Origin of the sequence: Gillisia limnaea DSM 15749 (assembly GCF_000243235.1) — a bacterium.
Lineage (GTDB): Bacteria > Bacteroidota > Bacteroidia > Flavobacteriales > Flavobacteriaceae > Gillisia > Gillisia limnaea.
Genome location: NZ_JH594606.1, coordinates 1,677,779 through 1,691,628, shown reverse-complemented (window position 1 = coordinate 1,691,628; position 13,850 = coordinate 1,677,779). Strand labels below are relative to the sequence as shown.

Below are 13,850 nucleotides of genomic sequence, written 5' to 3'. Positions count from 1 at the left end.
AACCCGTATAAATTCCTATGAAACAATTAAAACTCTCTTTACGAAACCGTATTTTCATTTCCATGATCTTACTGGTTTTAGGGGCTTCAATATTGATTGCAGGAGTAACGGTTTTTCAATATACGCAGGAATCTGAAGCATATCACAGGGATCGCCTGGAAAGAAAAGAGCAGGCCATACGGGAGAATATAAAATTTGTGTTGGGCAATACCACGCATATAGTGAATACTGAAAATATGCCCGTTATTTTAAAGGAAAGGGATAAGATCTATGAAATGTCCCAGGTTCATGATATGCATCTCAATATTTATAATCTCAGCGGAAGGCTTCTCATAAAATCAAATGAGTCCTTTTTCAGGGATACTATGAACGTTCAAATAAATCCATACATTCTTCAGGAGCTTAAAAACTCCAGGGATAAAAGGTTTTTGAGAAGATCTGAAGTAAACGGCCAAAAGTTTCAATCTTCTTATTCGTATATCACAGACAATCAGTTTAAACCACTTGCCATTCTATATTTGCCGTATGTACAGGACGACAAAATGCTTCAGAAGGATTTGAATGATTTTCTTGTGAAACTTGCCGAGGTGTATTTATTCATGCTTGTTCTGGCAATTCTGCTGTCTTATTTTCTTTCCAAATACATCACAAAATCCCTTAAAATAGTTTCAGAAAAGATCATAGAGACAAGGCTTGACAAACGGAATCAAAAAATCGAGATCGATAATGCTTCCGAAGAAATTTATACCCTGGTTGCGGCTTACAACAGTATGATAGATGAGTTGGAAGAAAGTGCGGTTAAATTGGCCACCGGAGAGCGGGAACAGGCCTGGCGGGAAATGGCAAAACAGGTGGCACATGAGATTAAAAACCCGTTGACCCCAATGAGGTTAAGTGTTCAAAGTTTTCAGCGAAATTTTGATCCCAGGGATCCCAATATCGATAAAAAAGTAGAGGAATACAGCAATACGCTTATTCATCAAATAGACACGATGAGCGCGATCGCTTCGGCCTTTTCAAATTTCGCAAAAATGCCGGCACAGCAAAATGAGATTCTCAATGTCCCCAAGATTGTGAAACTGGCTTTGGATATTTTTAATGAAGAATACATCATTTTTACTTCAGAAAAAGAGGAGATCTTAGCAAAATTTGACAGAACTCAGCTAATCCGGGTAGTTACAAATCTTGTTAAAAATGCCACGCAAGCGCTTCAGGATATTGAAAATCCCAGAATTCTGGTGAACGTGGAAGATGAAGAGGACACGGTAAGTATTTCGGTTTCCGATAATGGGGTTGGGATCTCTGAAGAGAATAAGGATAAGGTTTTTGAACCTAAATTCACCACAAAAAGCAGCGGGATGGGCCTTGGACTGGCAATGGTAAAGAACCTGGTGGAAACCTATAATGGTACCATTAGCTTTACTTCAAAAAGAAATAAAGGCACTATCTTTACAATACGTTTTCCAAAATAGGAATTCAAAACCTTAGAAAATTGTATTAATTATTAGAATAAAAATCATTTTTAAATAAAAACATAGAAATGGAATTTCAAAATATTTTATCCGAAAAAAATCAGGGGATTTTACAAATTACCGTTAACAGGCCATCAAAATTAAACGCCCTAAACAAGGCAACAATTCATGAACTTCACGAAGCATTTTGGGCTGCGGGAGGGGATGAAGATGTAAAAGTGATCATCCTCACCGGAAGCGGGGAAAAAGCCTTTGTCGCAGGAGCGGATATCAGTGAATTTTCAGATTATTCTTCGGAAGAGGGAAAAGCATTAGCTGCTCAAGGTCAGGAGAAATTATTTAATTATATCGCTAATTTTCCAAAGCCTGTAATTGCAGCAATCAATGGATTCGCTCTTGGCGGCGGACTTGAACTTGCGCTTGCGGCACATTTTAGGATTGCCAGTGAGAATGCAAAAATGGGACTTCCTGAAGTTTCCCTTGGTGTAATTCCCGGTTATGGGGGAACCCAACGTTTACCTCAATTGGTTGGCAAAGGCCGGGCAATGGAAATGATCATGACTGCGGGAATGATCGATGCCAACCAGGCACTGCAATACAATTTGGTGAATCATGTTACCTCACAGGAGGAATTGCTGGAATTTGCTGAAAAGCTTGCAGGAAAGATCATGAAAAACTCCCTGGTAGCTATTAAATCTGCGATCAAAGCGGTAAATGCCAATTATGAAGATGGGGTGAATGGTTTTGAAACCGAAATTGAAGAATTTGGAAGATGTTTTGGAACAGCCGATTTTGAAGAAGGAACCTCCGCATTTCTGAACAAACGAAAGGCCGATTTTCCAGGCGAATAATCCCAATCAAGATAACAAAAATATGGAATATATCCTTTAATTAGGATATATTCCATATTTTTGTTTTATGTCCAAAGCTAATTCATATTTAAACGGGAGAGGTGCCCAGGGAAATGTTTCAAATAAATTTGATGCTTTCACCCATGAATTCCGCAGCGATTTTCTAAATTATTGTGCGATGGAAGATGAGGAGCCTCAAAATACCAAAACGGTTTTAATAGATACTTTCCCAAAAACTATTGTCAATAAAGTAAACAGTCCCGATGTTGGTATGGGCTATTCGCTAAATCCTTATCAGGGATGTGAGCACGGCTGTGTATATTGCTATGCCAGGAATTCTCATGAATACTGGGGCTATAGTGCAGGATTAGATTTTGAGCAAAAGATCCTGATAAAGAAAAATTCGGTGGAATTGTTGGAAAAGAAGCTGCAAAGTAAACGATGGCAGGCAACACCAATTGTGCTTTCCGGAAATACAGATTGTTACCAGCCTATAGAAAAGAAATTGGAGATCACCAGAAACTTACTAAAAATCTTTTTAAAGTATAAACATCCTGTTGGGATCATTACAAAGAATTCGCTTATTATAAGAGATCTTGACATTCTAATTGAACTAGCCAAGGATAATTTGGTACAAGTTCATCTTTCAATCACATCCTTAAACGAGGAAACAAGACGTTTATTAGAGCCAAGAACGGCTACAGTAAAAAAACGTTTGGATACACTTGAGAAGTTAAGTGCCGCCGGTGTTCCGGTGAGTGTGATGATGGCACCAATTATCCCGGGAATAAATAGCCATGAGATACTACCACTTGTAAAGACCATTGCTGAAGCTGGTGCATTAGGAGTGGGATATACCATGGTGCGATTAAACGGTGCTATTGGAGGAATATTTACTAGCTGGATCCAAAAAGCCATGCCGGATAGAGCAGAAAAGGTATTAAATCAAATAGCCGAATGTCATGGAGGGAATTTAAACGACAGCGTATTTGGCAGGAGGATGAAAGGTTCCGGGAATATTGCTGAACAGGTTTCACAACAATTTAAAATTGCAAAGAAAAAATATCTTTCCGGAAGGATTTCACCCACTTTGAACTGTGAACTGCACGCGGAATTTAAACAAGGACAGATGAGATTGTTTTAAATTAAATCGGGAATAAAATTTTATATTATTCCTGCACCCAGTAACACTGAAAAAATGAGCAGTAAAGCTCCTATGCTAAGCTGAAGTTTTTGAATTGTGATCTTTTTCAATAATTTATTACCTAAAAAGGCTCCAAGGAATGCTGCCAAAACCGCCGCAGCTAAAAGAGGATAATTGAAAGTGCTTTCCAGCTGAAGGATTTCTCCCGCATACACACTTAACCGCGATATATCTATAATAACCGCAATTACAATTCCTGTTGCAATAAATTCCTCTTTAGAAAGATTAGCCCTAATTAAAAAGGCGGTCCTCAAAGCTCCCTGGTGACCTGAAAGGCCTCCGAAAAATCCACTCAGGGAACCTCCCAACGGCAGGTATTTTTGATCGACCTGTATTCTCTTAAGGGAGGGTACCATATCTATTAGTGCAAAAATGGCAAGAAGTACGGCAATAATCAATTTCACCGGAGTAATGTAAAATATATTACCAGATATAGAATACATCAAAATAGGAGCCGAATCTGCAATTAAGGTTAAGATATAAGCTCCCAGTAAAGCAAAAAGGAAAGCAGGCACACCAAACTTTATAAGTACAAATCTGTTTGCTTTTTTACCAATAAGCGTTAGCTTAAAAAGATTGGTGAGAAAATGAACAATAGCGGTTAAAGCAATAGCAACTTCCACAGGAAAGAAGAAAGCAAAAACAGGCAGGAGTATGGTGCCTAGGCCAAAACCTGAGAAAAAAGTTAATCCTGAAGCTAAAAATGCAAAAAGACAAATAACTAAGTATTCCATCATTCAGTTTGGCAACAGGTATAATCTCCGGAGCGGAACAAATATAGAATTTTATTTACTTTTTGATAATACTATTAAGAGCGTTACGATTTTGCCTTGAAGAGAAAAGAAAAAAGGAGGAGGAAAAAACTTATTTTTTCAAAATAAAGTTTGAAAAATTAGTCTAAAGATATAAAATAGTGAATCTCTATCTTAGATATTGCAACCTTGCCAGTTTTTCCAGATATTGCTCATTTTGTTTATAAAACTCACTTCTTCTATCGACTGCCAGCAGGGACAGGTGAAATTGTTTTAGGCAGTGGGTTTTTCCCTGAGTTAAGATTGTATTATTCAACTTCCTTAATTAAATACACATACACCGGGAAATGGTCACTATATCCCCCCGTATATCCTCCATAATCGTAACTCCTAAAGGGATACCCGCGAAATTGACCTGTGGGAGTAATAAGGTAATTTGCATTATAAATTCCGGCTTTGTAAAAACTGTAACCCGTATAATCCCGTTCAAGAAATGCCTGAGTTAAAATAATTTGATCGAATAAATTCCATCCATCTCTGTAAGCAAGGGTTCCTATGCCCTTTTTATGCAAGCTTTCCATAGGATTGAACAATTCCTGAAATTTTGTTGTACTTTGATTCGCTCTGGTTTGCAATCCTTTTTTTAAGCTTTTATTCGTTGGATCATCATTGAAATCACCCATAGTAATAATCTTGGAATATGGATCTATGTGATATAGGGAATCTATAATTTGCTTATTCAGCCAGGCAGCTCGTTCTCTTTTATAACTGCTTCTTGCCTCTCCACCGCTTCTGGAAGGCCAGTGATTTACGATAAAATGCATCTTTTCTCCTTCAAAAATTCCGGTGACAACCAGTTGGTCCCTCGTAAAAACCCGCTTAGATGGATCCTCAAGATCATAAATAAGCAATCTTCGGGAGTGAGAATTAATTGGTGTGAACAGGTCTTTTTGATATAGCAGTGCAACATCAATCCCTCTGCGATCCGGGGAATCATAATGTACAATCCCATAATTGAAGCTTAAAAGATATTCATGATTTATCAAATCTTCGATCACCTTTCGGTTTTCCAACTCACAAAGACCTATGATTGCCGGCGGAATTTGTGCGGTTTCTGTTCCTATTTCAGAGAGTACCCTGGCAATATTTTTCACTTTATCATTGTATTTTTCAAAGGTCCATGCATCTTTTCCTTCTGGAGTACGATCATCATCAAAAGTGAACGGATCATTTTCTGTATCGAACAAATTCTCTATGTTATAGAAAGCGATGGTTCTAATATGATAGTTCCTCTTTTCCTGAGACGTCATGCTGAAATAACTAAAAATCAGAAAAAATATCAAAAGTATTTTTGAATTTTTAAGGACAGCTATCGGTTGTAATTGGGAACAGCACATACTTGGATTTTTTTAAAATATCCTTATTAAATTACTAATATTTTAAATAATATGGAATAAAAGTTCTAACTTATAATCTGTAAATGAGCAATTTATAAATGAGTAGGGTCAATTTTTTATTGCTTTTAGGGCATTTCGTATGCTTTAATATTTCTGCACAAATCACCTTGGAGGGAGTTGTAGTGGCAGCATCTTCGTATGAAAATATTGAAAATGTAAAGGTTTCAATTGAAGGGACTACCTTTAATACGCTTACAGATATAAACGGTCATTTTATATTTTCAAATGAAAATTTGCCTTCCGGAAATCAGGTTCTACTGTTTTTAAAACCAGGTTATAATCTCTTACGTCTTCCTGTAATAATAAACGATGAATATAAGGATCTGGATTTGATTCCGCTTCAAATAGATATGTTCCGGGAACAGACCATGATTGGAATTATTAGTCTCTCGGATACGGAGCTGAGTGAGGATGAAGGGAGCATTGAAAGTATTTCAGGATTATTACAGGCTACCCGGGACGTTTTTCTTAACGCTGCTGCATTTGATTTTAGCGCTACTTTTTTCCGCCCGCGCGGATTTGACAGTGAACATGGAAAATTACTCATCAACGGTATCGAAATGAACAAATTGTTCAATGGAAGGCCTCAATGGGGAAACTGGGGCGGACTGAATGATGTCCAGCGAAATCAGGTGTTTTCAATGGGGCTTACTTCCTCCGAAGTCAGTTTTGGAGGTCTTGCGGGAACCACCAATATTATTATGCGGGCTTCGGCTTTCAGCAAAGGTGGAAGGGTTTCTTATGCCGCAGCAAACCGCAGCTATAAAGGCCGAATAATGGGGACATACAATTCTGGAGAGATGAGTAATGGATGGGCCTATTCGGTTTCGGCTTCACGGCGCTTTGCAGAGGAAGGCTATAATGACGGAAGCCTCTATGATGCAAATGCCCTGTTTATATCGGTGGGGAAGAAGATAAATGAGAACCACAGCCTTAATTTTACCGGTTTTTATACGCCAAATATCCGCGGAAAATCTTCAGCGAATACCCAGGAAGTATTTGATTTGAAAGGCAGGCGCTATAACTCTTTTTGGGGCTATCAGGATGAGGAGATCAGGAATTCCAGAACACGGGAAATAAAGGAGCCTGTTTTGATGTTGAATCATTTTTGGGAAGTCACAAATAAGATTCAAATCAATAATAACCTGTCCTATCAATTTGGAAAAATTGGGAACAGCCGTATAGATTTTGGAGGAACCAGACTTGTAACACAGCCCGATGGGCAGGAGAGTTTTATTGGTGGTGGAAGTAATCCCGATCCTGCGTATTATCAAAAATTACCCAGTTATTTTCTTCGGAATCCTAGGAATCCCAATTATGTGAGCGCTTATATTGCACAACAGGAATTTCAGCAGGACGGTCAATTAGATTGGAAAGCACTTTATTCTGCAAATCGAACCTCGGTTGCAAATGGAGGAAATGCCATTTACGTAATCGCTGAAGACAGGAATGATGATACTCAAGTTTGGATGAATTCTATTCTCAGCTATACGTTAAATGAATCTGTTATAATCAATGGCAAACTCAGTTATAACAACCTTAAAAGTGAAAATTTTTCTAGCCTAAAGGATCTTCTTGGAGGAAGCGGCTATCTTGATGTAGATTTTTTTGCTGAAGGGGATGCAGAAAATCCGGTAGGAGATATAGCTCAAAGTGATTTGCAAAACCGAAACAGAATAGCAACTGAAGGAGAACGGTTTAAGTATAATTTCAACTTAAGCGCAGGGGTGACTGAAGGTTTTGTTCAGGCACAATTCAAATATAGCAAGATTGATTTTTATGTGGCAGGAAATCTTTCCCAAACTTCTTACCAACGAACAGGACTATTTCAAAATGGGAGCTTTCCCGATAATTCTCTGGGAAAAAGTGAGATGCTTAGTTTCACCAATTATGGCCTCAAAACAGGGGCAACCTATAAGATCACCGGTAGACATTTGATCGATTTCAATGCCGCTTACTTTTCAAAAGCACCTAATTTGAGGAATTCGTTCTCCAATTCGCGCCAAAATAATGATGTGGTGGTGGGGTTAGGCAGTGAAAAAATACAATCTGCAGATATGAGCTACATGTATAGAGCTCCACATTTGAAGGCTCGGTTAACGGGTTATTTTACACAAATAAATGATGCTACCGAGATCTCCTTTTATTATGCCGATGGGCTTTCAGGATTGGGAAGAAACAGCACAACTGCTTTTGTTCAGGAAGTTTTAAGCGGGATTGATAAGCAACATGTAGGATTAGAGCTGGGAGTGGAATCTCAAATAACAACAACGATAAAACTGAAGGGAGCCGCCGCTCTGGGTCAATTTACGTATAGCAGTAACCCCAATCTATATTTAACCTCCGATGATTTTGATGAAGTTGTCAATTACGGGACGTCTTATTTAAAAAATTATAGAATTGCGGGAGGCCCACAGCGTGCTGCACAATTGGGTTTTGAATATCGTGATCCCGGTTTTTGGTGGTTTGGGACCACCGTGAATTTCTTTTCACATGCTTTTGCAGATGTAAGTCCGTTGACCCGAACCAGCAATTTTTTAACAGATTCAGACGGATTGCCACTGTTAGATTATGAGCAGGATGTTGCCCGATCCCTTCTTAAACAGGAACAATTTGATGATTATATTTTAGTGAATGCAATTGGTGGGAAATCCTGGCTTTTAGAAGGCGGATACTATCTTGGGTTTTTTGTGAGTCTTAATAATATTTTTGATGTTTTATACAAAACCGGTGGTTTTGAACAGTCCAGAAATGCCAACTTTAGAACCCTAAAAGAAGACCGGGAAAGAGACCAGCCTATATTTGGGTCCAGATATTGGTTTGGGAACGGCGCTACCTATTATGCGAATATTTATGTGAGATTTTAAACCGGATTAAATGTAAGAAGCCAAAACCATAGCTTATGAAAACTCTATTTAACTTTAATATCCTGCTTGGTGTGACGGCGGTTTTATTCCTGATTTCCTGCGTGAAGTCCGATGACTATGAACTTCCGGAAATTGAGGTTTCTGAAGTTTCGTTTGATGGAAACCTTACAACGATTGCTGCGGTAAAAGGCCATTTTGATTTTGAATCTGAAGATATTTATACTTTTCAAAACACAGGTGTAGCGATGGAAGGCTATGTTGTTTCCAGTGACGAAGGAGGTAATTTTTATAAAAAGCTTGTCCTGCAGGATCGCTCTTCCAATCCAACTTCCGGAATACAGGTTCTAATTGATGATGCTTCCTTATTTAATACGTATGATTTTGGAAGAAAAATTTATGTGAAGCTTGACGGGCTTAGTTTAGGATATAATAACGGAAATTTGCAATTAGGAATTCAAAACAGGGGGAATGTGGTTGCAATTCCCAAACCTTTAATAGACGAACACCTATTGAAAACTTCGGAAACAGCTGCAATCGAACCTTTAAGATTAGATATCCGGGATTTTAATGAGAGTTTCAAGAATTTATATATTAAACTGGAAAATGTTCAGTTTAATTTAAATCTTTTCCGGGATGACAGGCCACTTACATTTGCTGCTGAAACAACCGATCAATTTGATGGTGTACGTCAGCTAGAGAGTTGTGAGACCGGAGCTACTTCCATGCTTAGCACCAGCACCTTTGCCGATTTCAGGTCTTTGTTATTACCTGAGGCTTCCGGTGGCTTATCCGGGGTTTTAACAAGAGATTTTTATGATGATTTTTTTATAATTGTGCTCAATACCCCGGAAGATCTTTCTTTTGAAGATGGAGCGCGCTGTGATCCTGAATTTTTTAAATGCGGGGAAAATTCAACTCCCGGAGTGGAAATCGTTTTTCAGGAAAGTTTTGAGACCATTACAACACTAAGAATGCTGGAAACCAGAGGATGGACCAATGTGAATGTAAGCGGAGGCAGTGTAGTTTTTAAACCTGGAACCTTAGGAGGGAACCGGCATCTGAGAATTTCCGCATATAATACAATAGAAGCTCCTTTGGAGGCCTGGCTGGTTACCCCTGCAATTGATCTTGAAAAAACCGATTCTGAAGTTCTTGCTTTTGACCTAAGATCTTCATTTGACAATGCTACGATTTTAAGGGTCTATATTTCCGATAGCTACTCCGGAAATCCATTGACAACTTCGTGGAAGTTATTGGATGCAGAAATTCCTCTGGGGCCTTCCAACCAGGCTGCCACTTTTTTCAAAAGGACACATGTCGATATTTCCTGCTTACAGGGAACGGTGCATGTTGCCTTTAGATATATGGGAGGAATTCCAGATAAAACCACCACTTATGATGTCGATAATATTCGGGTAACGGGAAATAAGTGAAACCACACCATATTGCTTTACTGTAAGTTAAGTATGTAATTTTTATATAAATCATCCAGTCTATAACTAATAGTTTCCGAGGTTGTGGCGAATAAATTGCTTAGAGAAGATTAGGTTTTATTGAATAAACTTTTTTGATGTAAATATTACTATTTTACTACATAATAGTATATTTGTAGTAACAAAAAATCCCCCTGTTCCACCAGGGGGATCATTTAGATCTATATTTCTCTAAGAATCATATAGATCAACAGTAACACAACTGCTTCCATTTATATAATTTTTGTGAAGCATTTAATAGAACCGAGATGTGTTGTAACCACTCTCGGTTTTTTCGTTCCGGGTGCTTCTTCCCAGTCCGATGTAAATTTAATGCTTCTTATTGTTTCCCGATTACCACTTTTATCTTATTTGTAAACTAATTATTTACAATTAATTTTTTATATAACTGGTAATTGGAATATTATATATTTATAAGCATTTAAATGTTCATATATAAATAAATATTGAACCTTGTATTCGGGTAACGGGAAATGAGTGAAACCATTTGTAAAGCTTTATCGTAAATAAAGTATGAGATATTTAACACTTTTGTTCCTTTGTTTACTTTCCTTCCCGGAAATGATTTATGCACAGAAAATTGATAATCTGGCCTCTTTCAGAAATTTGGAAAGCGAAAGCTACTTCCGGTTTAACTATGACAACGACTATTTTGCAGCTACAGATAAAAACTATACCCAGGGTTACAGCCTTGAATTTGTTGTACCCTGTTTAATAAAAAATCCTGTCAATCATTTATTTTTCAGGGCAGAAAGTTCGAGTAACCGCTACGGAATAGCTGTTGAACACATTGGTTTTACTCCGAGAAACATCGAAAGTCCTGAAATTCAGGAAGGAGATCGCCCTTTTGCTGCTGCTATTATGCTGAAGAGTTTTTTGATAAGCACCAATTTCGAAAAAAGATCCAGATTTACAAGTTCCTTTAGTCTCGGCATTATAGGGCCCGGTGCCTTTGGCAAAGAAATGCAGGTGGGAATACATAAAGCAACGGGTAATGTTATTCCGGAAGGCTGGAGAAATCAAATCAGGAATGATGTGGTTTTAAATTATGAGGTGGGTTATGAGAAGCAACTTTTTCGTTACCGGAACTTTTTATCTGTTCAAAGGAATTCCAACCTACAGGTAGGAACTTTATTTACCAATGCTTCAGTTGGATTCAATTCAGTTGCAGGGCTCATTAATTCCCCTTTTTCTTCTGAAGAAAAACAAAGGAAATTTCAGCTTTACCTCTATGCACAACCGCTGGTTAAGATTGTAGGTTATGATGCTACACTTCAGGGAGGATTATTCAGTAATGCCAGTCCTTACACAATACCTGCAGGGGAAGTGGAGCGCTTTGTAGGTCAGATTAATTATGGAGTTGTATTTAAGATAAATAATCTTTACCTGGAATATACCCGCACAACGATAAACAGGGAATTTGAAACCGGAAATTCTGCTAATTGGGGTGGTATAAAACTGGGTTTCGGAATCTAACCAGGTTTTTTTTCAATTCATCCTTTAGCTTTATTAGAGAATTAGTGGGTGCGGAAAAGATTTGGGAAATTTTTATTAAAAGAATTCCTTATCTTCTTGAATTCTAAAAATGCTCCTGCTATGGCAGGATTTCTTAAATAATTGGGTATGAAAACAATACTACTTTGCAGCTTCGTAATTTTTACTTGTTTCAGTATTTCAGCATCTGCCCAGGATTTAACCGGGCAATGGAGCTGGAATTCCGGTGATGGGCAGAGGACGTTTACTATTGACTTAACCCATATTACAAAAGACAGGGTTCAGGGAGTTCATTGCGTTGAAGATTTTGAGATTAAAATCTCTGAATGTTTCCAACTGCAGGATGAATATACAGTTAGACTTGTGAAAACCGCTGAAAATATATTTCAGGGAAATTTAATGAGTGGGGAAGGTAGAAACAGGTTAGTTGAAGATATTCAACTGCAATATATCCCTTTGGAAAACACCGTGATATTCACCCATACTAAAATTCCGAAAGGGATTTCCCTTATTCCTGTAGAGGCTATTTTACAGCGTTAGTTACTTTTTATAAGCATCTTTATATGGCGACCAGATCTCATAGATTGGATTTCCTTTAGAACTTTATCCTTTATGATGCCATTTTCCCACTTTAACTTCATAGTCAATTTCCAGCCTTGCTGCTACACGGTGATTGTCGCGGGAAAAGAATTCAAAATTCCTGCTTAAATAATTTCAAACTACTTAAAGCTTCATTATTTTTACATAATTGAAAAAGAAAATCATTATTATCGGTTCCGGAATTGGAGGCCTGGGTTCAGCTGCATTGTTAGCTAAATCTGGGTATAACGTCACGGTCATTGAAAAAAATGCCACTCTTGGTGGTCGTGCTAATATTTTTGAAGCCGAGGGGTACACGTTTGACATGGGACCTTCCTGGTATCTAATGCCAGATGTATTTGAGCATTATTTTAAATTACTCGATGAAGACATTTCTAAACATTTAGATTTGGTAAAACTCTCTCCATCTTACCGTGTGTTTTTTTCTAATGATAAGGAATTACCCATCGTCGATATCCATTCTAATCTGGGTAAAGACTTACCTCTTTTTGAGCAGTTAGAGCCAGGTATCACTCCTAAGATTAGAGAGTATCTTAAACGTTCAGGGGAGCAATATGAAATGGCTAAAGATACTTTTATGTATCGAAATCTAGGGTTCTCATTAGATTTTTTAAAATGGGACGTGATTAAAAAAGGGATTGAACTCAATCCTTTTCAAACCATGCAATCCTATTTAAATAAATGGTTTAAAAGCGAGCGTGTTAAAAAAATATTAGAATATACATTGGTGTTTTTAGGTTCAGATCCTTCAAAAACACCTGCCATGTATAATATTATGAATGCCATCGATTTCAATATGGGAGTTTACTACCCTAAAGGAGGTATTTACGAGATTGTAAAGGCACTAGTAACTATTAATAAAAAACATGGTACACAGTTTATGACGAATAGCCCTGTGTCAAAAATTATAGTTAAAAACAAAGAAGCGACGGGTGTTCTACTCGAAAATGGAACTGTTGTAGAAGCAGATTTGATCATCTCTAATGCCGATTTATGGTTTACGGAAACCCATTTACTTGAGAAGCGTCAGCAAACCTATCCTGAACGATATTGGGAAAAGGCAGTTTTGAGTCCGAGTGCGTTTATTATGTATCTTGGTTTGGATAGAGAATTAGAGATTTTAAGTCATCACAATCTACGCTTTGGTGGAGATTGGAAACAAAATTTCAAAGAGCTGTTTGATACGCCTAAACTTCCGGAAGATCCTAGTTATTATATATGTAAGCCTACGGAAACCGATCCGGACTTATCGCCACCAGGAACTGATAATTTATTTGTTCTGGTGCCAATTCCTCCGGGTTTAACACTTTCCAAAACTGATATGGAAAGCTACCGTCAAAAGATTTTAAATCTGATGAAAACGGACTTAGATCTGCCGGATATAGAAGATTATATTGTGTTTGAAAGGTCTTACTGGAGTGATGATTTCCGAAGAGATTATAATGCTTATAAAGGCACCGCTTTAGGATTAGCACATACCTTAAAACAAACCCTAAAACGACCATTAAACTATAGTAAAAAGGTCAAAAATCTTTATTATGTTGGTGCAGGTACAAGTCCGGGAATTGGTATGCCTATTTGTTTGATTTCGGCTGAACTCGTCTATAAACGTATTCAAAAGATTAAAACCTCTAAACCCTTAGAATCCTTGTAGTTTTTA

11 protein-coding genes are annotated in these 13,850 nt (G+C 37.7%); 8 read left to right on the top strand and 3 right to left on the bottom strand.

Annotation, left to right across the window (positions count from 1 at the left end):
* The first annotated feature begins 17 nt into the window (after positions 1–17).
* The 3 genes from GILLI_RS09390 to GILLI_RS09380 all read left to right on the top strand — a co-directional run bounded on the left by GILLI_RS09390 (position 18) and on the right by GILLI_RS09380 (position 3,467).
* Entirely contained in the window at positions 18–1,472 is a 1,455-nt protein-coding gene (locus GILLI_RS09390; protein ID WP_006988870.1) for a sensor histidine kinase, read from the top strand.
* A gap of 68 nt (positions 1,473–1,540) precedes the next feature.
* Positions 1,541–2,323, top strand: coding sequence for an enoyl-CoA hydratase/isomerase family protein (locus GILLI_RS09385; RefSeq protein ID WP_006988869.1), 783 nt, complete (start codon positions 1,541–1,543; stop codon positions 2,321–2,323).
* 67 nt (positions 2,324–2,390) lie between these two features.
* Entirely contained in the window at positions 2,391–3,467 is a 1,077-nt protein-coding gene (locus GILLI_RS09380; RefSeq protein ID WP_006988868.1) for a PA0069 family radical SAM protein, read from the top strand.
* A gap of 20 nt (positions 3,468–3,487) precedes the next feature.
* Here the strand turns inward: GILLI_RS09380 and GILLI_RS09375 are convergent, their stop codons facing one another.
* From GILLI_RS09375 to GILLI_RS09370, 3 genes are all read right to left on the bottom strand, one after another.
* Positions 3,488–4,264, bottom strand: a complete 777-nt coding sequence (locus GILLI_RS09375; RefSeq protein ID WP_245545618.1) for a TSUP family transporter — start codon at positions 4,262–4,264, stop codon at positions 3,488–3,490.
* 184 nt (positions 4,265–4,448) lie between these two features.
* Positions 4,449–4,595 (bottom strand): hypothetical protein, encoded by a 147-nt coding sequence (locus tag GILLI_RS18395; protein ID WP_156798661.1) that lies wholly within the window; start codon positions 4,593–4,595, stop codon positions 4,449–4,451.
* Positions 4,588–5,589 (bottom strand): endonuclease/exonuclease/phosphatase family protein, encoded by a 1,002-nt coding sequence (locus GILLI_RS09370; protein WP_156798715.1) that lies wholly within the window; start codon positions 5,587–5,589, stop codon positions 4,588–4,590. The genes GILLI_RS18395 and GILLI_RS09370 overlap by 8 nt, the downstream gene beginning before the upstream one ends.
* 185 nt (positions 5,590–5,774) lie before the next feature.
* Between GILLI_RS09370 and GILLI_RS09365 the strand changes: the two genes are divergently transcribed.
* From GILLI_RS09365 to GILLI_RS09345, 5 genes are all read left to right on the top strand, one after another.
* Complete coding sequence (locus GILLI_RS09365; protein ID WP_006988865.1) at positions 5,775–8,603, top strand: peptidase associated domain and porin domain-containing protein; 2,829 nt, start codon at positions 5,775–5,777, stop codon at positions 8,601–8,603.
* 35 nt (positions 8,604–8,638) lie between these two features.
* The gene (locus tag GILLI_RS09360) at positions 8,639–10,036 is read left to right on the top strand and encodes a DUF5689 domain-containing protein (RefSeq protein ID WP_006988864.1); all 1,398 of its coding nucleotides are present in this window, start codon (positions 8,639–8,641) and stop codon (positions 10,034–10,036) included.
* 573 nt (positions 10,037–10,609) lie between these two features.
* Positions 10,610–11,572: a lipid A deacylase LpxR family protein gene (locus GILLI_RS09355; RefSeq protein ID WP_006988863.1), complete on the top strand. Its 963-nt coding sequence runs from the start codon at positions 10,610–10,612 to the stop codon at positions 11,570–11,572.
* Between the two features lie 147 nt (positions 11,573–11,719).
* Positions 11,720–12,130, top strand: coding sequence for a hypothetical protein (locus GILLI_RS09350; RefSeq protein ID WP_006988862.1), 411 nt, complete (start codon positions 11,720–11,722; stop codon positions 12,128–12,130).
* 208 nt (positions 12,131–12,338) lie between these two features.
* Entirely contained in the window at positions 12,339–13,844 is a 1,506-nt protein-coding gene (locus GILLI_RS09345; RefSeq protein WP_006988861.1) for a phytoene desaturase family protein, read from the top strand.
* Positions 13,845–13,850: the final 6 nt, after the last annotated feature.